20 protein-coding genes are annotated in these 25148 nt (G+C 55.0%); 6 read left to right on the top strand and 14 right to left on the bottom strand.

Going from position 1 to position 25148, the window contains the following annotated elements:
- Window position 1: 1 nt before the first annotated feature.
- A complete protein-coding gene (locus IJT02_05315) occupies window positions 2-691 on the bottom strand; it encodes a zinc metallopeptidase (GenBank protein MBQ7544347.1) in 690 nt (229 codons plus the stop codon).
- A gap of 209 nt (window positions 692-900) precedes the next feature.
- Here IJT02_05315 and IJT02_05310 point away from each other — a divergent pair, with 209 nt between their 5' ends.
- Both IJT02_05310 and IJT02_05305 read left to right on the top strand, forming a co-directional pair.
- Window positions 901-2628 carry an SEL1-like repeat protein gene (locus IJT02_05310; protein MBQ7544346.1) on the top strand — a complete coding sequence of 576 codons (1728 nt, stop codon included), beginning with the start codon at window positions 901-903 and terminating at the stop codon, window positions 2626-2628.
- Window positions 2629-2643: 15 nt separating this feature from the next.
- A complete protein-coding gene (locus IJT02_05305) occupies window positions 2644-4188 on the top strand; it encodes an SEL1-like repeat protein (GenBank protein ID MBQ7544345.1) in 1545 nt (514 codons plus the stop codon).
- A gap of 32 nt (window positions 4189-4220) precedes the next feature.
- Here the strand turns inward: IJT02_05305 and IJT02_05300 are convergent, their stop codons facing one another.
- On the bottom strand, window positions 4221-4784 hold the full coding sequence (locus tag IJT02_05300) for a thermonuclease family protein (GenBank protein ID MBQ7544344.1): 564 nt from the start codon (window positions 4782-4784) through the stop codon (window positions 4221-4223).
- 3 nt (window positions 4785-4787) lie between these two features.
- Window positions 4788-6434: a C69 family dipeptidase gene (locus IJT02_05295; protein ID MBQ7544343.1), complete on the bottom strand. Its 1647-nt coding sequence runs from the start codon at window positions 6432-6434 to the stop codon at window positions 4788-4790.
- A gap of 110 nt (window positions 6435-6544) precedes the next feature.
- Between IJT02_05295 and IJT02_05290 the strand changes: the two genes are divergently transcribed.
- Both IJT02_05290 and IJT02_05285 read left to right on the top strand, forming a co-directional pair.
- Entirely contained in the window at window positions 6545-10495 is a 3951-nt protein-coding gene (locus tag IJT02_05290; GenBank protein ID MBQ7544342.1) for a hypothetical protein, read from the top strand.
- Window positions 10492-11106, top strand: a complete 615-nt coding sequence (locus IJT02_05285; protein ID MBQ7544341.1) for a site-2 protease family protein — start codon at window positions 10492-10494, stop codon at window positions 11104-11106. The genes IJT02_05290 and IJT02_05285 overlap by 4 nt, the downstream gene beginning before the upstream one ends.
- 55 nt (window positions 11107-11161) lie before the next feature.
- Here the strand turns inward: IJT02_05285 and IJT02_05280 are convergent, their stop codons facing one another.
- Window positions 11162-11329 carry a HaeII family restriction endonuclease gene (locus IJT02_05280; GenBank protein MBQ7544340.1) on the bottom strand — a complete coding sequence of 56 codons (168 nt, stop codon included), beginning with the start codon at window positions 11327-11329 and terminating at the stop codon, window positions 11162-11164.
- Between the two features lie 170 nt (window positions 11330-11499).
- On the bottom strand, window positions 11500-12270 hold the full coding sequence (gene dcm, locus IJT02_05275) for a DNA (cytosine-5-)-methyltransferase (GenBank protein MBQ7544339.1): 771 nt from the start codon (window positions 12268-12270) through the stop codon (window positions 11500-11502).
- 72 nt (window positions 12271-12342) lie between these two features.
- On the opposite strand from dcm, the gene IJT02_05270 reads away from it, so the two are divergent.
- Together IJT02_05270 and IJT02_05265 are read left to right on the top strand one after the other, a co-directional pair.
- Window positions 12343-13575, top strand: coding sequence for an argininosuccinate synthase (locus tag IJT02_05270; protein ID MBQ7544338.1), 1233 nt, complete (start codon window positions 12343-12345; stop codon window positions 13573-13575).
- Between the two features lie 241 nt (window positions 13576-13816).
- On the top strand, window positions 13817-14767 hold the full coding sequence (locus IJT02_05265; GenBank protein ID MBQ7544337.1) for a radical SAM protein: 951 nt from the start codon (window positions 13817-13819) through the stop codon (window positions 14765-14767).
- Between the two features lie 48 nt (window positions 14768-14815).
- Here IJT02_05265 and IJT02_05260 read toward each other — a convergent pair whose 3' ends face one another.
- The 9 genes from IJT02_05260 to IJT02_05220 form a co-directional block, all read right to left on the bottom strand.
- A complete protein-coding gene (locus IJT02_05260; GenBank protein ID MBQ7544336.1) occupies window positions 14816-15538 on the bottom strand; it encodes an ABC transporter ATP-binding protein in 723 nt (240 codons plus the stop codon).
- A gap of 1 nt (window position 15539) precedes the next feature.
- Window positions 15540-16856: an efflux RND transporter periplasmic adaptor subunit gene (locus IJT02_05255; protein ID MBQ7544335.1), complete on the bottom strand. Its 1317-nt coding sequence runs from the start codon at window positions 16854-16856 to the stop codon at window positions 15540-15542.
- A 4-nt stretch (window positions 16857-16860) separates the two neighbouring features.
- A complete protein-coding gene (locus tag IJT02_05250; GenBank protein MBQ7544334.1) occupies window positions 16861-17706 on the bottom strand; it encodes a PHP domain-containing protein in 846 nt (281 codons plus the stop codon).
- Entirely contained in the window at window positions 17691-19001 is a 1311-nt protein-coding gene (locus IJT02_05245; protein MBQ7544333.1) for a TolC family protein, read from the bottom strand. Before IJT02_05245 ends, IJT02_05250 begins: the two co-directional genes overlap by 16 nt.
- 101 nt (window positions 19002-19102) lie before the next feature.
- On the bottom strand, window positions 19103-19999 hold the full coding sequence (gene garR, locus IJT02_05240) for a 2-hydroxy-3-oxopropionate reductase (protein MBQ7544332.1): 897 nt from the start codon (window positions 19997-19999) through the stop codon (window positions 19103-19105).
- Between the two features lie 34 nt (window positions 20000-20033).
- Window positions 20034-21176, bottom strand: a complete 1143-nt coding sequence (locus tag IJT02_05235) for a glycosyltransferase (protein ID MBQ7544331.1) — start codon at window positions 21174-21176, stop codon at window positions 20034-20036.
- A gap of 16 nt (window positions 21177-21192) precedes the next feature.
- The gene (locus IJT02_05230; GenBank protein ID MBQ7544330.1) at window positions 21193-23121 is read right to left on the bottom strand and encodes a protein kinase; all 1929 of its coding nucleotides are present in this window, start codon (window positions 23119-23121) and stop codon (window positions 21193-21195) included.
- Window positions 23118-23918 carry a serine/threonine-protein phosphatase gene (locus tag IJT02_05225; GenBank protein ID MBQ7544329.1) on the bottom strand — a complete coding sequence of 267 codons (801 nt, stop codon included), beginning with the start codon at window positions 23916-23918 and terminating at the stop codon, window positions 23118-23120. Before IJT02_05225 ends, IJT02_05230 begins: the two co-directional genes overlap by 4 nt.
- A gap of 10 nt (window positions 23919-23928) precedes the next feature.
- A complete protein-coding gene (locus IJT02_05220) occupies window positions 23929-25146 on the bottom strand; it encodes a hypothetical protein (protein ID MBQ7544328.1) in 1218 nt (405 codons plus the stop codon).
- Window positions 25147-25148: the final 2 nt, after the last annotated feature.

Raw genomic sequence — 25148 nt, 5'->3', positions numbered from 1 at the left:
CCTAACGCCTCCTGCTCCGACTGATAAGTATCAGCCTCACGAGCTGAAGCACCGACATCAACGCCGCCGCAATGTACGTCCACGCCGCCGCAGTCAGCACCTTCTTTGCGCCTGAAAGTTCGTCGGAAGAGAGCGTGTGCGTCTGCTCGAGGAGCTTTAGTGCTCTGGAGCTGGCGTTAATCTCGACAGGCAGTGTTACGAGGTGGAACACGATTGCTCCCGCGAAAAGCATTATCCCCAAGTTTCTGAGCAGTGAATTAGCCATCAGCAGTCCGATAACGAAGAGAGGCATTGACGCGCTGGAGCAGATGTTCACGACGGGTACGATTGAGTTCCTGAAGATTAACGGTGAGTAAGACTCGTGATGCTGTATCGCGTGCCCGACCTCGTGCGCAGCCACGCCGATAGACGCAATGCTGTTCGAGCCGTAGACGCTCTCTGAGAGGTTCAGGGTCTTGTTGCGGGGGTCATAGTGGTCGGTGAGCGAGCCTGCTACCCTGTTGATGGGCATCGAGGCCATCCCGTAGAGCGTCAGGAGCATCCGTGCGACGCTGTCCGCCGTAACGTTTCCGCGCGCGGGAATCCTGCTGTACTGGTTGAATGTTGATGATACCTTTGATTGTGCCCAGCCTGACAATAACAAAGCTGGTATAAGTACAAGGATAGTAGGGTCTAGACCATAACCCAGCATGATAATTTTTCCTCCTGTGTAATCAATAAGTCTGAGAGTTTCTGCAAAATCAGAGTATAACACAGCAACTTTAAGGCCGTGAAAAAATTTTATGCGCACATATATTTTTTTCAGCTATAATCATCCGCAATCCAATTCACAATATCACCACACTATGAAGGGCGGCTGTTTTCATGAGAAGATACACTCCCCGTATGCACTTCTGCCTTTTGGCACTGGCAATCGTTTTGCTCTGTTCGTCATGTGCCGGGGCGGCCTCCAAGATACGTATTGCAGTCCTGAACACCACAGATGACCAGAATCTGGCACAGGAAGCAGAAATTATTGTCGGCAATCTCATCGGCACGCTTGCAAAGTCATCGGCTTTGTCGGTCGTTGAGCGTGAAGAGCTGGAGCTGGTAATCAGCGAACAGAAGATTAATGCTTCACAGCTTGGGGACAGGGCGGCGAAAATAGGCAACATTACGGGATGTCAGTATGTTCTGCTGAGTTCGCTTGCCTTCGAGAGTGAGCCGGTCATTACGGCGCGGCTTGTTGAAGTGGAGACTTCGGAGATAGTCTACTCTGACACGGAGATTCCTGACATCGGGAGCAGCTCTTCAATGACTGCGGCGAGCTCCAGAATGGCGGACAGAGTTCTTGAGGTTCTTGCCGGAGAGCGTGCAGTCGTAACAGAGATACTCGCCAGCGAAGTGATAATCAATCGCGGGAGCAGTTCTGGCGTGAGAGCCGGAGACCTGTACCGCGTATATCTCGGGACGAAGCGCAGCTCTGTGAACCTAGCAGTGATCCGTGTGAAGGATGTACGTTCAGGGTTCAGCACTGCGGAACTGGTCAAGAACGGAGGGGCTATTGCGTTGCTCAGGAGGACTGACAAGGTTGAGGCTGTCTCGAAGAAGGAAGCGGAGGACTTGGTCAGGCGCAGGAAGTTTGCGAAGAAACGTCCCGGCGAAAAGACCGTGAAAGACCCTTCAGCGGCGGCAGTAAAAAGGCTGGATACCCCTCTTGATGATGAACAGGCTTTCTGGCGGGCAGTTAAAGTCTCTCAGGACATCACAGGTAAAAGGATGAAGGAAGCTCTTGAGAGTAAGGACGCAAAGATGCGCAATGAAGTCGGCACGGCTTTTGAGGAACTTGGCTGGGCGGTCATGAAGCGCAAGCGGGAAAATTCCCTAGATAGTGCGTACAGAAAACTTGATGCGGTGAAAATAGGCATCAAACACGATACCCAAGCGCGAATCCAGAGCAATGAACAGCGTTATGACAAGACGGCCTCCAGCTTTTTCAGTCTTGCAATGGGAATGTTCCAGATGTCCGCATATCAGAGCAACATCAACGCCTTGAACAATTTGTGTGATTTGCTGGTTAGCTTGTATGAGCAGGGTATAGAGGTGTCGCAGAAGAACGCTGATGATTCCGTGAAGCTCCTCAAGATTGCGGCAGAACAGGGAGTGGGCGATGCTCTGTGCACGTTAGGCTACATGTATTTAGCCGGATGGGGAGTTGAGCAGAATTACGATGAGGCCTTGAAGTTTTTCGGGCAGGGTGCGGCGAAAGGCCACGCAGAGTCGCAGGGCTGTCTGGGTCAGATGTACTATGAGGGCTGGGGAGCGGATAAAGACTACGCGAAGGCTCTGGAGCTGTTCTCGCAAGCGGCAGGACAGGGCGACATTGATTCTTATGTGAGCATGGGGATAATGTACCTCGAGGGCAAAGGAGTAACACAGAATTACGCTAAGGCTCTGGATCTCTTCCGTTACGCGGCAGACAGAGGCGATGCTCAGGGGCAGACCATGCTTGGCAGAATGTATGCTGAAGGGCTGGGTGTCCCGCAGAATTTCAGGATGGCTATAGAGCTTTTCCGCAAGGCGGCAGAAACTCCGGGCATCAGGGGAGACGGGGCAAGAAATAACCTTAAGGCTCTGGGCATCAACTGAGAAAGGAGAATATACATGTTCAGGAAGTTGTTAGTGTGTTGTGCGGCAATCCTTGTTCTGTCGTCAGGAGCTGAAGCCGCTGAGAAAATCAAGCTGGGAATCCTTCAGTTTTCAAGCCCGTCCGAATTTCTGAAGGAAGCTGACATCATAACAGACTCCTTCACAAAAACTCTGTCAGGCTCAGGCACGATAACCCTTCTTAACCGCATAAGAAGCAATAACGCTGTCAGCAGTGAATCAGAGGCTGAAGCGGTATCGGATTTCGGCAGGCGCGAGGGGTGCAGGTATATTCTGCTCGGCTCGGTCAAACGCGACAAGGATATTATTATCAGCGTCAGGGCTGTTGACGTTGAGACCGCGAAAATTCCCTTCACCGTGTCGGGAACTTGCAGTTCGCCCAACGCGCAGTCATTGCGTGCCGAAAGCATAAAGCTCGGCGACAAAGTCCGCGAAAAGCTGACCGGCGAATACCCCGCAGTGTCAGTTGTGAAGGGCAAGGATATCCGCATAAATCGCGGCAGTACTTCAGGAGTACGCAAGGGAGATTTGTACATCGTTTACAGGGAATACGGCGAAAATATCGACGCAGATGGCAGCACCTCAGGAAGAAGGCGCGTCGACCTGGCTGTTGTTGAGGTTAATGGTGTGCAGAAGGACTACAGCACAGCGAATTTCCTTAAAGACGGAGGAGATGCAAAGATACTTCCTGAGCTCGACAGCAAGAAAGCAGAAGCAATTTCCCGGTCTGAAGCCAAGAGGCTGATAAGCCGTAAAACTTTCTCGATGGAAACGATCATGCAGAAGCATTCTGACGCAGGAGCACACAGTGATTTGGGCAAATCTCTTAATGCTGGCGTGCAGATGTCAGACCTTGAGGAAGTGAAGAGCCTCGCAGAAAACGGCCACCCGGCGGCACAAAACAATCTGGGAGTGTACTACATGAACCGAAGGGATTTCCGGCAGGCGTTAAAGTGGCTGAATGAGGCGGCAGAGCAGGGCAACATCAGCGCGTACAACAATCTGGGCTACATGTACGACAACGGTCTTGGTGTCCCGCTGAACGCGTCAAAAGCATTCGGGTGGTATCTTAAGGCGGCAGAGCAGGGAACGGCCAGCGCACAGGTCAACATCGGGCAGATGTACCAGCACGGCAGAGGAGTCGGACAGGATTACGCGCGTGCGTTCTTGTGGTATGCCAAAGCATGGCAGCAGGAAGAAGACAGGGACGCGAAGGCCTCAGCCGCCAACAATATGGCCTACATGTACGACAAGGGCTTGGGAGTAAAGCACGACATCAGGAAGGCGGCATCACTGTACCGTGAAGCAGCAAGGAGCGGACTGCTGGACGCGAAGGCAAATCTTGGTATCATGATATGCAACGCGCTTCAGAACAGCGGAGTTGCTAGCGTAAAGAAAGGTTCTCGGGATTATGCGCTTCACCAAGAAGCACAAAAATGGCTTCAGGACGCTCTTGAACAGGCCAAGCGCGAGCATAACAGCGAATTTGTACGGACGGCTCAGGAAGGGCTGGACAGACTTTCCGGCATCACCATCAATTAAGCGCAAAGGGGAGAGGCTTTCTCCCCTCCGCCTTATTCCCCCCACAAGCCGCGTCGGGCGTTTCTTGCCTCTGCCTCGAACTCCCCGAACTGTTTTGCGTAACGGTTATTCGGCTTGATGATGAGAACTTTTCCGTAACCCCCGAGCAGTAACCTCGCGTTGAACATGTCGCGCCTCATGGTCTCGTCGTTGATGGCCTTTGGCTTTGCCGTCCAGATGTAGGCGAGGTGTCTGCTGTACCTGTCCTGAGGGGATTTGTCGTACTCTAGCCACACGCGCTTTCCCGTCAGCGTACTCTTGGTGAAGTCGCTTGCTTCTTTCCCGTAGAACTGTACGGGCTTGTTGGGGTGAACTGTCTCGGGAGTGTCCACGCCCAAGAACCTCACGCGCCTTTCCGCACCGTCAACCATAATCACCGCTGTGTCCCCGTCAACAACGCGTGCAACTGTCCCCACGATGAAGCCGGAGTCGTCCTGCTGTTCGGGCATTCCGAAGAAGTAGATCGCTATTGCCGCGAGTACCAGCGCGATAATCTTCTTCGGGCCGAGCTTGATGATGTCGTCAACCGTTATGCTCTGTGCTTTCTTCTTCGCCATCGTTTACCTCCTAACCTGAACTCTCACGCAACCGGCTAGCTTCTTGCCGTCCCTGCACGGAAGCATCATGTACAAGTCCGTGAAGCACTGGACAGCGTCCTTCATCCATTCACCGGCGGAAAACTCTAACGTTCCGTCAGCATGATTGATGCCAGCGCACTTTGACCACGCAGAATATTTCTCGTACGACGGCCCGCAGATACACCCCGACTCCTCGAGCTCCGTCGTGTTCACACCGTCAAGGCGCACAGCGAACGCTTTTCCGCAGGTTACCGCGCCTGAAGCTGTGGCGGTGAGTATCCCGAGCTCGTCCCTGAGGGAGTTCATGAGGCCTTCAACACCCTGCGCCCACTTCATGACCGTGCCCTCCATGATTGCGCGCGCAATGTCCGGCTTGCTCCGAAGGCTGAGCTCTATCTGCCCGTCAATGTCCGCGAGTTCGCGCTCTTCCTCTTCCTCGAAGGCCGCAATCTTCCCGCGCACTGCATCTTCCTTCGTAGCACTGAGAATCTCGGCGGCTGTGCTGACCTCGAGTGCCCTGAACCACGCATTGTCTTTCCAGTCCAGAGCTTCCGGCTTCAGGTGAAAGTGCTGCGCTAACGACTCTTCGGGCTCTGTGTCCTCGTAGCCAGCAGGAATCGACGGAATGCCCATGTACCACGCGAGATAGGGCGAGTATGACGGCCGGGCAAGTGCTTTGCGCAGAATGATTCTGTCGGGGTTGTCGCGGAGCTGTATGATTGTGCTCTCGAGGGTCTCGGTGTTGCAGATAGTGAGCGGCTCGCTGAAGTGAGGATTCCCGTCGTGCGAACGGAGAATCTCCTTCATCATGGCAACGTCAACCTTCCGCGAAGGCTTCACCGAGAAGGGAAGTCCCTGCCACTTCTGCCACTTGAGCTCCGACAAGTCCATATCCAGAAGAATCTCGAACGCCCGGATGTGCCTGTACGTGTTCTTGTCGAGCCCTGAAGTCTCCGGCGACTGGCAGACGTGCGCGAAGTCAAACGTCCCGTCAACAGGCTTGTACCATCCGCGTGAGTGCGCGTAGCTCACGAGCTCGTCGTAACCCGGCGCGCCTTTGTCCGGCTCGTGTATCGTGTAGTGGTTGGGGATGACGGCGACTTCATCGTCTGGCACTCTCTGGACAGCGTAGTGTTTTCCGTGAACGATCTGCATCACGAAGATGTCGTCCTTGTCCGCGAACGAGTAGCTTCTTCCGCTCGATGCATAGCCGTATTTCTCCACGAGCCCGCAGGCAGTCTCCAGAGCTTCGCGCGCACTGTGCGCCTTCTCCGCGACGAGCCTGCGCAGTCCGTAGCCTATTCCGCCGTCAAGGAGTTCGGGGGTGTCTTCGCGGCTGTCCGCGCAGTTGTTGGTGCAGATGACCACGCCATGACCGTTGGCGTAGAGGTCGCAGAAAGCACAGGCTTCCGGGTCAAGGCAGGAGGCTTCTGACCAGAAGAGATTTGTTCGTGTCTCGTTGAGTTCGAGTTCCGAGAGGCCGGGCTCGAAGGATATTTTTGTGCCGGGATGCCTGCGCCTCTTCTTCACTAGGTGGGTCTGCATCATGAACCGGCCGGGTGCGTCTTCGTTGTGCCCGACCAAGACCTCGCCGGAAACTGTCGCGTAACGACCCGCTAGAATTGTCATGCACATGCTGAAAATTTGTCTCCCATTGAAATTTTTTGCGCCTATTTTAGCTTATAATTACCTCCAAATTCTATTAATGTAATTTTCATTAACAGAGGGGCGTGAATTTATTGGCAAAGACTGTTGACGACATTCTGATTCCGATGCCTAAGCACAGAAGACCGCCGGTCAAACGAAGCGGAAAAGGGTTTCTGCGTTTCCTGTTGGGGCTTGGGCTGCTGTTTCTTGTGCTGGCGGGGATATTCTCTATCGCTGACATCGGCGGCAACATAATACTCGGCTTCGCCAAGAGCTATCTTTCCGAGAACATGGGGCTTGAGCTCACTGCCGACAGCATCACCGGCAACCCTGTGAAGGGCTACAGGCTCAACAACTTTGAGCTTGCTGACAAGGACGGCAGAAAGATTCTCGCGGCGGGGTACTTGGCCGGGCGCGTGAATTTCGGTGCACTGCTGACGGGGAAGGTTCGGCTCGCAGAAATCTCGCTCGGCGGCATGAGCATGGACATTGATACGCTGATTGCGACTGTGCAGAACCTCAAGCTCCCAGAGACAGAACCTCAGGCATCACTGAGCCTCTACGCGACTCCGGCCTTCGCAGACACGGATAACCCTATGCCCGACATTCCGTTAGACCGTTTCAGCCTCAGGGAAAGCCGCTTCACCTCAGAATACGGCGTGATAACCGTGAACGAGATCGGCGCGGACCTGCGGAAGTTCGACGTGGATATTGACGCTGGGATTAACGGTATTCCGCTGAGGGGGACTGTCGACATGGGAGAAGCGGCAGGCCTCACGGGGATAAACCGTTCTGACTTGAGCTTCGGGAGCGCAAAGATTCTTGCGACAGGAGGATTAGTCGGAGAGAACTTAGACCTTCACGCGTCAATAGAGAATGTTGACCTGCAGGAGATGACCGGCCTTTATCCTGAGCTGCTGAAGTCGGGGGACTTTGCGGGGACTGCGAGCATCAATGCGGACATTACCGGGAGGACGGATTCGCCGAGAGCCTTCGGGACGATAGACTACAAGGGCACGAAGATTTACGGCTTCCCGGTCGAACGTGCGAGCGCGAACTTCAACTATGCAGATTACCGCGCAGGGCTGAGCAACATTCAGGCGAGCGTGTTCAACGTTCCGATTCAGGGTGAAATAGCGGCGGCAGTGCGTCCGAACGAGAAGCTGTCGGTTATGGTGAAGCTGGACGGGAGCGAAGCCAGCCTTGACGGCCTCGACAAAGTACTTGGCCTCGAGGAGCTTAAAGGGTTGTCGGGAAAGGTTGAGGCGTTCAATGCGAACATCAGCGGGTACGTCGACAAGCTGAACGGACTCGTGAACTTCACAGCACCACGCGTAGCCTACGCAGGACGTGCCTTCACGAACATACGCGCACAGATGAAGCTCTCCCAGAGCGACACGGCGAACGTTGACGGAAAATTCACCTTCGAGGGAGCGCAAGGGTACATTCAGGGGCAGGTAGCCTCACTGCTGGTGAACCCGAACATGAACATCACGGCAAAGATTGTCGACTTGGACATTAAGCGCGTCGAGAACATGATACCCGATGCGTCGGACTACAAGCTGGCGGGAAAAATCACTGCGAGCGTGAACGTCAAGGGCACTGCTTCTTCTCCGAAAATTTCCGGCTCGCTGAACAGCCCGGAGTTCTCAGGGTTCGATCAGACGATAACGAAGCCGGTGATAAATTTTGCGTTTGCGGACAAGACTTTGACCCTCAGCAAGACGGAAGGAACGTTAAACGGAATGCCCATCAACGTGAACGGGACAATCTCTCCTCTTCCGTCAGACAACCCCAATCTTGACATAAGCGCAACAATCTCGATGACACCTGCGGCACTGAAGGCCTACGTTCCCGACATCGACAGCTACAAGCTGAAGGGCAACGTTCATGCCGGAGTGCGGGTCAGAGGGAGCGTGAACAGTCCGAGCGTGAACCTCGTAGCATCATCGCCGAACCTGCAGGCAATGGACATTGTGAGTGCGAAGGACATCGAGCTTACGACGGCACTTGCCGGAGACTTGGCGAAACTCGACAAACTGAGCATCAACGCGGCGGCCAAGAGCATAACTGCGAGCGGAGTAACATTTTCTGGCGTGAGTGCGAAAATCGACAAGAACGGCGACAAAATCACTCTCGGAGGCCTCAACGCAAAGAGCGGGAAAGGAACGATTACAGGAAGCGGGACTGCGGACATAGCGGGCAAATCACCTCTGGACTTCAACTTCAGGTTCACGAACCTCGAACTTGCTCCGTTAGCGGCGGCTTCGGGAGCTGAGCTCAAAGGAAGTCTGACAGGTACGCTGAAGGTCTCAGGCACTAACACCAGCCCGAACATCGCACTGAATGCCAACGTTCCTTCACTGAACGCACAGGGCTTCACGCTCACGGGAGTTGCGGCGGATGTTGCGGGAACAATGGAGAGCGTGAAGATTAACAGATTGCGTGCGGACGTTGAGGGGGCGGAGGTCAGCGCGTCGGGAACGGTGCAGGTGTCGCCGTCAATCAGACCCAACATCACAATCAAGGCTGACGGCGTGAACTTAGCGAGGCTGTTACCAGATTACGACGTTTCCGGGACTGCGAGCCTGAACTTCGTCATGACCGGCGAGGGCACGAACGTAACCGGCAAAGGCTCTCTGGGCTCACCAGCCCTCAAAGCGTACGGAATCTCACTCTCGAACGTAAGCCTTCCTCTCGCGTATTCGGGAAACTCCTTCACGTCGAACGGAGGCACGGCGAAATTCTACGGCGGAAACCTCAAGAACTCTTTGACGTTCAACGTCGACAGCATGAAGTTCACGGACAGCTTCGAGGCTTCGGGAGTGAATCTCGGCGGGCTCGTCGCGGATGTCTCTAAGGACATGAAGGACACCATCACCGGCACAGCCGCTCTCACGCTGAACCTTTCGGGCACAGGTGCAAACGTTTCGGGCAAGGGCACTCTGACACTTCCAGCGTTCAAGGCATACGGCTTCAGCCTGTCCAGCGTGAACCTGCCGCTGTCGTACTCGGGAAACAAGTTTGCATCATCAGGCGGAACAGCGAAACTCTACGGCGGGACGCTCAAGAACACTCTGACGTTCGACGTGAACACGATGAAGTTCACCGACAACATCGACGCATCAGGAGTTGACGTGAACGCGCTGATTCAGGATGCTTCGGGCGGCCTCGAGGGAAAGATTACGGGCACGGGCAAGCTCACAATGAAGGTAAACGGCTCGGCGAAGGACAAGGTAACGTACTCAGGCACTGGGAATTTCTCGATGGGCGCGGGAGCAATCACTGGCTTCAAGTGGCTGGACATAGTGGCGAAGGTTCACGGCATCAACGGAATACGTTACGCGACCGTCAACGCGCCTCTGAGCCTTCAGACGGGGAAACTCATCCTCAAGGCCGGAAGCATCGCGAACGCTCCGAAGAACGACCCGATGTACCGTTACGCGAAACTGACACAGAACGGAACGATAGATTTCGGCGGGCAGGAAGCAACCCTGAACTTCCTCACCGAGAGCGTCATCAACTACCAGCTGATCAACGCACTGCAGGGCGGCGGCAAGGGAGGTCTTGAGGCACTCTTCAAGGGAGGAGTGTCGAACCTTCAGGACGGACTGAAAGCGTTTCTTCAGGGAGGCCTAGCGGGAGCAGAGAAGACGGCGGCAACGGGAGACTTCCGCACCGTGAACCTGAAGATTTCGGGCAAAGCAGCGTCGCCGTCGTTCTCGGGGCTGAAGATAGGGCCGTCGACGGTTAAGACGCAGACACCTGCGCAGACCCAGAGCACGGACAAGAAGCAGGAAACTACTTTGCAGGAGAGGATAATAGACCGCACGGTGGATATTCTTTTGCCCGGAGCGAAGAAGCCTCAGCAGAGCACGCCGATAACTCCGAAGATTACTACACCTGCGGACATCAAGCCCAAGACGCAGACCAAGCCTCAGACGCAGCAGAAGAAGAGCACGAGGCAGCAGGTCGAGGACAGAGTGAAGGACGAACTGCGCAAGGGACTGCAGAAGGGATTAGGAGGACTGTTGAAGAGATGAGATTACTGCATGATCCGGTGAGGCTTCTCCTCACGATTCCGGCATTGCTGTGGGCGTTGTCGTTCCACGAGTTCTGTCATGGTTTCGCGGCCAAGTGCGTCGGCGACCCAACGGCTGAACGCAGCGGGAGACTATCGCTTAACCCGTTCGACCATTTCGACCTTGTGGGAACGTTGATGCTTCTGCTTGTGGGGTTCGGGTGGGCTAAGCCTGTGCCGATAAACACGAGGTACTTCCGCCATCCGAGACGTGATCTGGTGATTGTGTCTCTGGCCGGCGTTGCGGGAAACCTCTTGACGGCGGTAGTTACCGTGCTGTTCTTCAGGTTTTTCGGGGCGAGGTGGTATCAGTGGACGGGGCAGAGCGGGTTAATCTTCCTGTTCCAGATGGTGAACATCAACATGGGGCTTGCGGCGTTCAACCTGATACCGATTCCGCCGCTGGACGGTTCGAGGGTGCTGGAGGCGTTTCTGCCGTATAAGTACATGCATTATTACTGGTGGCTGGAGAGGTACGGGATGATAATAATTCTCGTGCTTCTGCTGACCGGGATAATCAACGTGTTCTTTGACCCGATAATCAATCTTTTGTGGAACATTCTGCCGTATTAGGCGTGCACCCCTTGAGGCTGCCTCAGGGGGTGTAATTTTTCGTAATGCCTGGCTTTCAGAACCTCAGGCAAATTATAAGCAGGAGGAAATTCCAGCGCAATTTCATCACGAAGCTTCCGCAATGTATTATGTTCTTCTCTGCATCACGGCAGACGATAATGATTCTGTCGCCGGATATGCTGCCTGTTATATCTTCCGCAAGCTCTTCGTCTAAGCTAAGGATTGATGCGCATCACACGTTCCGCAAAATCCCCGAACTCCTCCAGAACTTCAGCCCTTGAGCCCCGCCTCATACCTGAAAGAATCTATGAATTTCTTCACGTCAAAATCTCCGGGTGATGCAGTCCTTACGTAATAAAGGGCATTTCTGAACTGTGAATGACTGTTCTGTGTTCATGCCTGTACCTGCCTTAATGACCTTAACATTTCCTGAGCTACTGCTTTGATTACCGGGACGGCTACGGAATTTCCGCACTGCTGTCTCAGCTTCCCGTATGGAACTACTATTCTGAAACTGTCGGGGAAACCTTGAAGCCGCAGCATCTCGCGTTCTGTAGGCCTGCGTTCGTCATTAACAAGCATGTAATTTGCCGAAGCTCCTGCTCTGAGTGTTGCTGACCATAAATGAGGCGTTACGCTTCCTGCTACATTTTCATGCGAAATATACGGCTTGGGAAAGTCTTTATACTTCAGTCTTGCCAGCCGTGATGCCCGTATCTTGTCGCTGACATAATACCGTGCCGGGGGAGACGGCTCAAGAATATCTGCGAGTGTCAGACATTCTGAGTCAGGTACAGGCTCAGGAAAAGCGAACAGCACATTTTCACGGAAGCCGACAATAATGATTCTTTCGCGTTTCTGGGGAAGCCCGAAGTCCATTGCGTTAAGAACCCGCGAATAGACGCAGTACCCCAGGTGTTCGAGGAAGTTCATGATTATTCTGTATGTCCTGCCGCTGTCGTGAGCTGTAAGGTTCTTTACGTTCTCTAGCATGAATGCGACAGGTTTTCTTTCGCGGAGTATTCTCAGAATCTCGAAGAACAGTTTTCCGTGAACAGCATCATCAAAACCTTCGCGCCTGCCTATTATCGAAAATGCCTGGCATGGAAAACCGGCGAGCAGTAACTCAAAGTCCGGCAGTTCCTCAGAAGATATTTTTCTGATGTCTCCATAAAATCAGCTTGTGTTATTATCATAACATCATCAAAAATTTTCATGGGAGAAGGAATCCTATTCATGGCAGAGAAGAAAGGCAAAGCGGTTCTCGCTTACAGCGGAGGGCTTGATACATCCGTTGCGGTAATGTGGCTCACCGAGCAGGGCTACGACGTAATTACGATGACGGCCGACGTAGGACAGAAGGACGTTGACCTTCAGGCGGCGAAGGCAAAGGCACTGAACAGCGGAGCGGTGAAAGCGTACATCTTCGACCTCAAGAAGACGTTCACCGAGAACTACGTTTACCCTGCATTGAAGGCTAACGCAATGTATCAGGGAACGTATCCCCTCGTTTCTGCGCTGTCCCGTCCGTTAATCGCAAAGACGCTCGTCGACATCGCCAACAAAGAAGGCGCAGTCGCAGTAGCACACGGATGCACGGGCAAGGGTCAGGATCAGGTGCGCATTGAGGTCTGCGCAACGGCACTCAACCCGAAAATCAAGGTTCTCGCGCCTGTGAGGGACTGGCATTTCACGCGCGAGGCAGAGATAGAGTACGCGGACAAGCACGGAATACCCGTGAGAGCAACAGCGTCATCACCTTACAGTACTGACGACAACCTTTGGGGACGTTCAATAGAGTGCGGACTCCTCGAAGACCCTTGGAACGAACCGCCGGAAGATGCCTACGAGATGACAGCTAACCCCCTCGAGGGCCCGGATGCTCCCGAATACATAGAGATTACGTTTGAGGGCGGAATACCTGCGGCACTGAACGGAGAGAGGATGCACGGCGTTGAACTCATCCAGAAGCTCAACAGGATTGCGGGGCGGCACGGCATCGGACGCGTTGACATGGTAGAAGACAGGCTTGTGGGCTTCAAGTCCCGCGAGGTCTACGAGTGCCCGGGCTCTGTAACGCTTCTTACTGCTCATCGTGCAATGGAGACACTTACGCTGGACAAGCAGGTTCTCAGGAGCAAGAGGGAGCTCGAGACACGTTTTGCGGAGCTGACGTACGAGGGCTACTGGTTCTCGCCTCTGCGCGACGCAATCAACGCGTTCATCAACGACACGCAGCGTTACGTGAACGGCACGGTGAAGATGCGTCTCTTCAAGGGCAGCGCGGTAGTGAGGGGCTTGAAGGCGGCCAAGAGCATTTACCGTCATGACCTCGCGACGTACTCGGAGGGCGACACGTTCGACCATTCTGCGGCTGTGGGGTTCATCAACATCTGGGGAATGCCGGTGCGCACATGGACTTCAACCTGGCCGAGACAGGACGAGGCGGAGATCCCGATAGAGGCATAAGGATTGAGCGCGGCTCTGAGATAATCGGAGCCGTATTTTTGTGATAGAATAATGCAATCTTAAGCAATAAGGAGGTTGACGCGAATGAATTTGTGTGCGTATAATGTTCGCAGTTCGCAGTTCGCAGTTCGCAGTTCGCAGTTCGCAGTAGCCTAGTCTATCCTTTTCCCCTCGCCAGAAATATAGCAGATAGTGTTCATGTCGTGCTGTACTGTCCTGCTGGAGAGGCAGGTGCGGCATCTTGAAGAAGCTCCTGAAGTTGAAGGGACTTCTGAAGAAGTTCCTGAGCATTATTCTTCCCGCTCCTCTTTTCCGCTCTATAAGGCTGATAAAGCCCGAAATTATCCGTAGGATACGCCTAAGATCCGTCAAATCCAAGATAGCGAAGTCCCTGCCTCTGACTGAGAAGCGCAGCAAGCTGAGGTTTGAGGTACACTTAGTCGAACACTGCAATCTCAACTGTAAGGGTTGTAGTGATTTTGCTCCGCTGGCTGAGCCGGAATTTCTTGACGTTGAGGAATTTCGCCGCGACGTTACAAGGCTTGCGGAACTTTTCGGCCACGAGTGTGATCGTGTCTATCTCATGGGAGGCGAGCCTCTGCTTCATCCCGACCTCTTAGAGTTTATGAGGATAACCAGACAAGTATTGCCTGAGGGAGATATTTACGTCTTCTCCAACGGTATACTTCTGCCCAAGATGCCGGATGATTTCTGGAAAGCCTGCCATGACAATAACATCAGAATCTGGGTCTCGGCATACCCCATAAAGATTGATGCTGACACCATCAAAGCAAAGGCCGCCAAGTTCGGTGTCAATTTTGAGTGGGCGTGGAATGATGCCAGCAGCACTAAAGACATATTCGACATTGTGCCCATAAATCTAGGCGGAGACAGCGACATAAAATTACAGTTCGGCATGTGTGGACGCGCCAACAACTGTATCGTCTTGAGTCACGGCCGCCTGTTCACGTGCTCGTTTGCTCCTCACGTCCACCATTTCAACAAATACTTCGGCCAGAATGTAGTTATCACGGAGGATGATTACATCGACATCTATCAAGATCTGACAGCAGACGAGATATGCCAGAAGCTGAGCGAGCCTATACCCGCCTGCCGTTACTGCAGAAAAGTAGAACCTGTAAGGACATTCACTTGGGGTACGTCAAAGCGCAACATCAACGAGTGGCTGTAGGTGAAAACGCAGAGGACAGGGGATAATCTCTCTCCTGCCCTCCCTGACTTACTGCCTCTGCTTGGCCTCCGTCTCCAGCTCCTCGAGCTTCGGTGCGGCCTCGTCAGCAATCAGCTTCCCGTCCCTGAACCGTAACACCCTCTCGCTCCACGTCGCTATCTCCGGCTCGTGCGTAACCAGAATCACCGTTATTCCCTGCTTATGCAGCTCCGTAAAGATGTTCATGATCTCCACCGTCGTTTTCGTGTCGAGGTTGCCCGTCGGTTCGTCGGCCAAGATTATCGGTGCTTCGCCTACGATTGCGCGCGCAATGGCGACTCTCTGCTGTTGCCCGCCCGACATCTGCGCAGGCCGATGGTGCAGCCTCTCTCCAAGCCCGACGCGTTCAAGCGCGTTTATCGCCGCCTTCCTCCGCGCTGAACCTCCAACGCCGCGATACAGCAGAGGAAGTTCTACGTTCTCGACAGCGTCAACTTTCGGCAGAAGGTTGAAGCCCTGAAACACAAAACCAAGCTTCTTGTTGCGGATGTCAGCCAGCTCCGCCCTGCTCTGATCCTTCACGTCCACACCGTCAAGCTCGTAGTGTCCCGACGTGGGCACGTCAAGGCAGCCGAGAATGTTCATCATCGTCGACTTCCCCGAACCCGACGGCCCCATCACGCACACGAACTCACCGCGCTCGATGGCGAAGCTCACCCCGTCAAGAGCATGAAGCTCAACGTCGCCGGTCTTGTAGATCTTCGTGAGGTCTCTGACTTCGATTATGCTCATGCTATCTCGGCCCGCCTCTTCCGCCGCCTCTGGGTGCTCCGAACAACCCGCCCCGACTCGTCGTCCCAGTCGTCGCTCCAGCCTGAGCGTTCACCACAAGTTCCGTACCTTCACGCAGTACCTGACGCGGAGAACCTTCCGGCCTGCCCTGACCTGTTCCCTGACCTGTCCTGTCCGGGCGCGCAGGAGCCTGCGTCTTCTCCCTCACAAGCTCAACGTAGCGGCTGTCCGTGATGCCTGTCTCTACCTGAACCGGCCTCATCATTATTCCGTCGTGTTCCGGCCATAACGTCCCGCTGTTGAGCGTCTTCTTCTGCGTCAGAATGTCCCGGTCGAACGAGATCGTCTCCAGCAGTCCCTCAGGCGGCGTGAACCTCAATGCAGCTACCGGGATACGCAGGACGTTATTTGCGCGGGCGGTCTCGATTGAGACGTTGGCGGTCATTCCTGGTTTCAGCTTAAGGTCAGGGTTGCTCACGTGGATAATCACCGTGTACGTTACGACGTTGTTGCTCGTCGACGGAGCTATCCTCACCTGCACGACCTTTCCGTCGAACACCTCGTCAGGGAACGCGTCTACCCTGAAAGTTACGCTCTGGCCTTCAGCAACCGTCCCGATGTCCGCCTCGTCAACCTGCGTCTCGATCTGCATCCTCGTGAGGTCTTCGGCAACCTTGAACAGCGTCGGTGTCTGGTAGCCTGATGCTACGGTCTGCCCAGCGTCTACCTGGCGGTCAATCACTACGCCGTTCACCGGTGAAGTTATGCGTGTGTAGCCGAGATTCGTCCTTGCGCGTTCGACTGCCGCACGTCCCTGAACAACACGGGATTTCGCCTCCTGAAGGGCTGCCCTCTTCATAGATACGTCGGTCTCGCTGGTGTCCACAGTACTGCGGGCTATGAGCTTGCGCGCCAAAAGCTCCTTGTTGCGGGCTAGCTGCCTCTGCGCGTCCTCAAGCGATGCCTGTGCGCTGGCTACGCTCGCCTGATACACCGCGAGGCTGGCTTCCGACTCTCTAAGCGTGAGCTGAAGAACTGACGGGTCAATCAGCGCGATTAACTGCCCTGCTCTCACGACAGAGTTGAAGTCGACGTAGATTTCCTGCACTATCCCTGAGACCTGAGTTCCCACCTCGATGACGTTTATTGCGTTGAGCTCGCCTGTCGCCGTAACTGTCGAGACAATGTCCCCCCGTGTTATCTGCGAAGTCGTCAGGCCGTAAGTCACCGGCTCTTCATGGAAGAAGAACATGTACCCCCAATACCCCAGCCCCGCCATCACAGCGAGAATAAGAAGCCTCTTTATTCCTGCTATCATGATTTCACACCTTTCTTAGTATCGTAAGTTTCTCTGCATCTATGTTTATGTTGTCAGCATTGAGACGGCCGAGCGGAATTGATTTGTTCGTTCCGTGATAGTCGCTACCGCCCGAAACGCACAGCCCCATTCTCTCCGCCCACCGCGAAAGCCACTCGCACTTCATGGGCTTGTACTTCGAGTACCAGCACTCCAGCCCCTTCAAGCCGTAACCCGCGAGCTCCTGAAGCATAACCCTGAACTTATGCTCGGGAAGCTCCGGCTCACCTTCACCGCCTAGAGGATGTGCCCACACAGGGATTCCTCCTGCCGACAGAATTGCTCTCACCGCGAAAGAAGCATCTATCTTGCTCTTTACGCCCGTCCTGCACTTGTCGATGTAGCGTGTGATTGCGTCCTGCCTGTCCGTTGCGAAGCCCTTAGCGACAATCATATTAGCCAGATGCGGCTTGCCCACGCTGGGGGTCTTGAGGAGGGTATCCATCTCGTCATCAGTGAAGGTTATCCCGAATTCCGAGCGCAATACCTCAACGCGCTTCCAGAACTTTGCGTGCCGGAGCTCGTCGCCAGTACGAAGTGCCTCCTGAAAGTCGAGGTTGTTCTCGTCGTAATTCAGGCCCAGAATGTGGCACTTTCCGCCTTCTGCAATGCATGAGAACTCTATTCCCTGAATGAACTTCATTCCCGGCGGAACAATCTTCTTCACAGCCATTGCCCCGCGTATCGTGTCATGGTCAGTAACAGCGAACGTGTCTATTCCGGCCTTCTGGATGTTCCAGAGCAAGGCCTGCGGGCTGTCTGTTCCGTCCGATGCGTCAGTGTGTATGTGAAGGTCTACTCTGCTTCCCATTCTCCTATCCTCCCGTCAATCTCCGGCGGAAAATGACCCAGTGCCGCGTCAAGTTCTGCCCTTGCTGTCTGTGCGTCATACAGTGCCTGATAGTACGTGTACCGCGAACTTGCCAGCGTAGAGACCGCATCGCTGAGCTCGAGTGGTTCGCCTACTCCGACTTCGTAGCGTCCTTTCGCCAGCTCGAGGTTCTCCTCCGCGTACTTCACGCTTGCTTCGCTGGATCTTACCCTGTCCGTCGCGTTCGTTAGCGAGAGTGCCGCGCTCCTCACTGAGTAAGTTATCTGCTGCCTTAAGGCCTCTGCGTCTGCATTCACGGAGTCAAGCTGTGCACGTGCGGACGCAACGTTAGCCTTGACCTCCCCGCCGTCAACTATCGGGACGGTTACGGTTATTCCGGCGGCGTAGTTCTCCGTCGAGTTGTTGCCCTCACGCTTCGAGAACGTAGAACTCAGCGTGCCGTTCACTGTCGGTGAGTTCGCGCGGGCGGCGTTGGTGATTGCGAGCTCGCTTCCCCTGATGTCGTGAAGAAGTTTGCGGTAGTCCGGCCTGTCGTTGAGGGCTGAGGCTATGAGTGCGGACGTGTCCTCTGCGGGCTGAGGAAGCAGCAGCTCCGTCGACAGCAGAATGTCGAACGGCCCGGCAATATCCGTGCCCATCGCTACCCTCAGTGCTTCCTGCGACACAAGAATATCGTTCTCTGCCTTCAGGAGGGAGACGCGCGCGCTGGCTACATCTGCCTGAGCCTTCGTTACCTCGATGAATGCGACGTTGCCGACCTCGTAGAGACCTTGAGCCCGCTTAAGGTGTTCCTCAAGGTTCATTACTTTCTCGCGTTCTACGTCCCTGTTGAGCATCTTCAGCACGAGGTCATAGTAGGCTTTCTTGGCGTTGGCGGCTACGGTTATCTGCGTGTTCCTGAATGTTTCGCGCGAACCCTTCAGGCTCTCCGTGCGTATCTCGCGCTGAAGTTTGCTGCGTCCGTTGTCATAGATGAGTTTCGTCGCCGTTACACGGAGGGACTCGCTGTGGTATCTGCTGTCCCAGTCCTCGTAGTCGCCGTCGTAGCTGAATGACCCGGAGAGGCTGAGCTTCCACCGTGTGCTTGCGCGCAGGGCTTCGAGCTGTGCGGCAATGTCCCGCGTTGAGGCTTTGGCTTTGGTCAGCGAAGGGTGGTTGAGGAGAGCGAGCGTCAGGCACTCTTCGAGGGAAAGGCCGGAAATGTCTTCAGCATAAAGGACTGACGGAAGCATCATCAGCAGAAAGAGTGAAATTGTAAGAAAGATTTTGCGCATCACATAATGAACTCCTGAGAATAAGATTAGACCCCGTGAATATAGATTGTACACTAACTCACAGGGTCTATTATATGCAGTTGGTATGAAATTTTCGTGAACTAGCCGCGCGTAATCTCCGTGTTAGCAAGTTTCTCGTACACGAGGGCAAGCGCGCTGTGGTCGCACTGTCCCTTGCCGTCGCCGTGAAGAATCTTCATCATCTCGAACACCTGCACCGTCAGAGGAATGGGGCTGTCAACGCTCTTGGCCGCGTCCATAACATTGGTGAGATCCTTGATGTGAAGGTCAATCTTGAAGCCGGGCTTGAAGTTGCGGTTCATGATCATGGGAGCTTTCGCGTCCATTACCGTTGAGCCTGCGAGCCCTCCGCGTATCGCCTGATAGATTGCTTCGGGGTCAACGCCGGCCTTCTTGCCGAGCATGAGTGCTTCACTGACTGCCGCGATGTTCACCGCAACGACGATCTGGTTGCACAGCTTCGTAACGTTCCCTGCGCCGATGTCTCCGCAGAGCACAACGCTTGAGCCCATAGCCTTAAGCACAGGCTCGAACTTCGCGAAGACTTCCTTCTTGCCGCCGACCATGAAGCTCAGCGTTCCGTCAATAGCTTTAGGTTCACCGCCGGAGACGGGAGCGTCGAGCATAGGGATTCCCTTCTTTGCGAGAGCGTCGGCGATTTCGCGGCTGGCGATGGGGTTGATTGAGGACATGTCGATGAATGCCGCGCCCTGCTCCATGTGGTCAGCGACTTTGTCGTCCTCGAGCATTACGCTTTTGACGTGCGGGGAGTTGGGGAGCATCGTAAGGACGAGCTCTGCACCCTTCGCGGCATCGACTGCGTTTGCGGCGGCTGTGGCTTTGCCCTGACCGAAGGCTACGACGTCGTCAACAGCGGCTTTGTTCATGTCGAATACTCTGAGTTCGTGCCCGGCCTTGAGGAGGTTCTTGGCCATCGGGCGACCCATTATGCCGAGACCGATAAATCCTATCTTCATGAGTGAGTACCTCTTTTCGTTGGGGATTGTGTAATTATATCACCGGCGCAACGCTTCCCGGCCCGTCCTCCCACAAGCTCACAGAATCTTTTGTCCTCAGTGCCTCCGCAAGCTCGACGAACCTCCTTGCCGCGACATCAGGACTCCACACCTCCGCAATAGTCTTGTAGGCGTTCCGGCCAAGTTCAGCGCATCTCTCGGGAGCATCGAGCAGTGCAGAGACTTTCTGCGTGAGGTCATCGAGCCCCTTGAAGGTCAGTCCGTTGTGCCCGTCCCTGACTAGGTATGGGGTAGAGCCTGCTCGGTTGTCCGCGAGAACTGCACAGCCGGAGTTCATTGCTTCGTTGAGAACAACTCCCCAGCCTTCGCCTCTGTCCGACGTGAACAGCGAGATCTCCGCCCTCTCCATCTCCGTGCGAACCTTCCCGACGGGAAGAGCTCCCGGAAGTTCTACGCAGTCGTGAAGGTTCAGTGCGTCGACCATGCGCGAGAGTTCTGCCTGCATTTCGCCAGAACCGATAATCTTCAGCCGGAAGGTTTTGCCCTGAGCCTTGAGCCTCTCCGCGAGCTTCACCGCCAAATCAGGGTGCTTCCACGAGATTAGCCTTCCCGTCCAGATGATGCTTCCGCTGTCCTTTGCGGGAAGAGTGTCCCAGTGCTTCAGCTCGGGGAAGTAGCCCCACCTGTACGACTTGCCCCTGAACAGTCCGCAGGTGCTGTAGTCCCGTGCCGCGTAAGCAGACACGCACAGGAGGTAGAACTTCGCGCGCCTATCCCGTGCCTGAGACCTCCCGCCGCTGTAGAGACAGTACTTCGCGAACCTCACTGCATCCTTCCACAGCGGCCCCTTGAAGAAACGTTCGCTCTGCATGAAAGTCAATTTCCCCGCACGCAGTCTCTCGGCGACATCGCTTACCGGCAGGCCGCCAATTATCACGCAGTCCGCATCAATCACCATCCTGCGGGCTTCCTCTCCGGCCTCCGGGCTGTCGTAGGCTCGCAGGACAAACGGAAGTTCCGCCGTGTCCCCGAAGTATGACGGCAGACCCTCGCCTTCTTTGAGCCGGACGGTCGTGATGAACTTGAAGCTGTCGCCGTAGATTTTGGTGAAGGCCTCAGAGAGCGACAGTGAATAATGACTGGGACAGTTCGATAAGTACACTAGCTTTTTGCTCATAGCTGATGCACTCCGCCTAAATCAGCAACACAGCCAATAAGCCCATAATTACGACAGCAAGCCCGGCCGCAAACATCCCGGCAGATTTCCCCTTGCTGTTCATCATCGCCAGAAAATCACTAGGCATCATCCTTGCGCACGCCGTCAGCACAACGCACAGTGCCGCCACAACCTGAATGACTAGCCCGAGAAACCGCGCGTACCTCCACCACGAGAATCTTTCCGGCGAGAACCCCACCAAGCAGGCATTAGCCATGTTGAACAGCACGTAAGAGAATTTCCCGGCAAATGCTGCTGCTATCATCATCAGGAACATCATCAGCGGTGCAAACTGCAGAGCCGCAAGAACAGGGATGACTTTCCCGTCCTCGCGATGGGGCAGCATTACGGCTACAGCACCGAACGACAGTATGGCCGGTATTCCGTAAGATGCCGCAATGAGTGCCTTGAAGTTCTCTGAGGTCGAAGCTCCCGAAGCCCTGTAAGACAGCACTGACGTAACAACTGCGCACATCGCAAGAGCAACACTAAGGACGCGCTTGTACTTCGGGTTGGGCGAACGCAGAGCCTCAGCACACAATATCCCCACCGTCATTGCCAGCAGAGGATAATCGAACGCCGAGAAGTTCATCAGAGCCGTAAAGGCCAGCCATACGATGAGCCAGACAATCGCTACAAGGTTCAACGCCGAGAGCTTGAAGGTCAGGACGCAGAGGGCAGCAAGCATAGCGTAGAGCGGCATGGAGAACACAATGTCGCCGGTTCGTCCGCTGAAGATACACAGAAGGGTAAGCAGCCCCGAACACACAGCACCGGGTATTGAGATGAAGTTCATGATTCGTGCGGGAACTTCGGGCTTCTCGTTCTTGGGGGCAATGATGGTCTCCTCGTAACGTGGAACGAACTGCCCGACAGTATGCTCCTCTTCTTCGTCAGCCCTGCGTGCGCGCGGAGAAGTGTCCGCACCTCCCTGCGCTCTCGGAATCTCGTACACGGAAGCCTTAGACTTCACGCCCGCTATCCTCTCGAGCTCCTTCCTGAACTCCTCAGCACTCCTGAACCTGTCGTCAGGCCGGAACGCACACGCCTTGAGCACAAAATCATTGAGCTCTGCGGGAATGCCGGGTATGTCGGGAATCTGCTCCCCCCTCATCCTGCGCATCAGTGCATTCTCGCGGTCATCAGGGGTCGGCTGTTCGGGATAAGGCGGCATGAACGGAGCACGGTTGTTGTTCAGGTAACGGTACATGACTATGCCCAGAGAGTACAGATCCACAGAAGGCCCGTAAGGCTGGTGGTTGAAGATTTCAGGTGCCATGTACGTGGGCGTTCCCTTCTCTGACATCTCGGCGTTCATGCGCTCAATGTGCCGGGCTACACCGAAATCGCCCAGCTTGTAGTCTCCGTACTCCGACACAAAGATATTGTCCGGCTTGATATCCCTGTGGATAACGTTCTTGACGGCGCAGAGCTCCAGAGCGTGCGAGATGTCTATACCCAGCCTCATAACCTCTTCAAGGGTTAGCGGCTTGGACGCTGTGTGAGCCGACAACGTCTCCAGAAGTTCCATGCGTATGAGAATGTCCCAGCCTATGGACTCCCAGCCTTCTCCGCCTTCTTTTGGCAGCACCTTGTGATCCTCGATAGAGACGACGTTAGAGTTCCCCCTGAACATGCTCATGAGGTCTATTTCCTGGATTATGTCGTCAACCATACCCTTGAAGTAGCTCCGTACGCTTGGCTCGTCGTCATTGAGCTCGCTGCGTATGCGGTTGAGGTCTTCCCGGCTCTGAGGCAGGGAGATTATTTTCACGGCGGCGTAGTACTTGCGGTCGAACTCCTCGCGCCGTACCTTCCACACTTGGCCGAACGATCCCTCACCCAGCGGATTGCCCTCGACGTACCATGAACCCCACAGAGGCTCGTACTGCTTTATGTCCGTCATGCCTGCTCAACCTCCTCTACTCTGAACACAAGGCACGTAACGTTGTCCCGGCCTCCGCGCCCGAGTGCCGCATCAACGAGGGCATTCACTGCGTCCGAAGGCTCGGGGTTAGCCTTCATGATTGCGGCGATGTCCTTGAAGTCCAGCATGTCAGTCAGTCCGTCAGAGCACATCAGCCCTCCCTGTGCATCACTGAACGCAAAGGCTTGGCTGACATCCGGTGCTGCTCCGAACTCGTCGGGATCTCCAAGCCAGCGCGTGAGAATGTGGTTCTCCCTGCTCTTGGCCGCCTGAGCAGGAGTCATAAGACCCATCCTGACTTTGCTTGCGGCTATGGTGTGGTCGTCCGTTACGCGCACGAGACGGTCTCCGAGCATCTTGAAGCCCTGAGAATCACCCAGACTGTACATCGTGAAGGATGCCTCGCCGACAACTGCCATAACCAGCGTAGTACCCATCCTCAGACCCTGAGAACGCATAATCTCCAGAAGCTCAGCGTTGGCTTCCTTGACGAAGTTGACTACTTCCCATTCAGCGTCAAGAATGTTGCCGAGTACCTTGCCTGCGTGCTTCTGAAGCGACTCTGCGGCAGTGAGGGAGGCAAGTTCCCCGCAGTCCTCGCCGCCCATTCCGTCAAAGACAGCGAAGATTGCGGGTGTGTCCGTTATTCCTGCAAGAAAAAACGGCCTCTCTCTGTCGGAGACCGTCATGACTATTCCGTTGCAGTATAAATTATCCTCGTTGTTGGTTCTTACGCGCCCCACGTCGGAACGTACTGCAAATTTCACCTTCGGCATTGATTATCACCTAGTCCATCACGTAACTTCCCAGAAATTCCGCTACCGGGTTAGAGGCAGACGACGATGACGACGTTCCTGTGCCTTCTCCCGCAAGGGCTTTCTTGAGTGCATCGAGTATCATATCAAAGAATGTATTGTTTTCGCCTCTAGAACTTCCGGCAAATGCAGCACCAGAAACACCGCCAGCCCCCGTCAGTACTCCCAGAATGCCCTGAAGCTCCGAAGCCTCAGAGTTGCCCTGAAGCATACCCATGAGGCTGCCTGCGTTGGCGGCGAAGCTCCCGCTCCCTGATGACGAAGCACTGAAGCCCTGCGAATGCGCCGAAGCCTGAGCTCCCGGATTCCCCGCGAGCGACACCAGACCGGCGGCCATAGCGAGACGCTCAGCAGTGTGGGGCTGGGACGGACTGGCCATTATTGCGCCGGAACTCTCGAAGACATCACGTGCTGTGTTGTAGGCCTCGACGAGTGCCGGTACTGACGCTGCCTGAGCTCCTTCCGACAGAGCTCCCGTGATTGTCCCTGCGGCTGTGCTGACCGCGAATACTGCTACGGCTTTGGTGTCCTTAACGCCCCGTGCCGCCGCTCCCGGGTTGTCGGGAATATACGTTACCGGAAGATTTACGTTCATTGCTCCTCCTGCTCCTCCTGTTCCTGAAGGTGTCTCAGAATTATTGTGATTGTCGCCCGGCCTGTTTCCGCCTATTATGTTGCGGCCAAGTCCTGCGACTGCTCCTGCGACATGTCCGCCGCCTCCGTGCCCGCCGTGCCCGCCGTGCCCGCCTTGCCCGCCTGCCCCGCCGGTGCCTTCGCTTCCGCCAGAGCCTGTTCCGCCGGACGCAGAACTTCCCGGTGTCTGCCCGGAAGGTTCTGTGCTGTTTCCGCCTCCGCGCACGGATGCCCTGAACCCGAAGCCGCCGGTTATTTCCTCAGAGAGCCCTTCAGCTTGCGATTCGTACTGCTGTTCGAGGGAGGCAAAACGGCTCACGCTCCCGCTGAGTATCCTCGTGGTCTCGTTCACCCCTCCGTCAAGGCGGCCAAGTTTGTCGTTAAGCTGGTCGAAGAAGCCCAGTATCTCGGTGCGTTCCTTGCACTTCCAGCCCTCGTGGTTGCTCGCGCTCTTCAGGCTGGATACTGCACTCGCCATGAGCTCGCAGGCACTGTTCATCCTTGCCGTGAGCTCGGAGACGTAATCAGCATCAAAGATTAACACGTTTGACGGCATGA

It is taken from the genome of Synergistaceae bacterium (genome assembly GCA_017450125.1).
Classification (GTDB): Bacteria; Synergistota; Synergistia; order Synergistales; family Aminobacteriaceae; genus JAFUXM01.
Note: the sequence above shows the minus strand (reverse complement) of the source record. Positions and strands in the feature narration are given on the sequence as shown.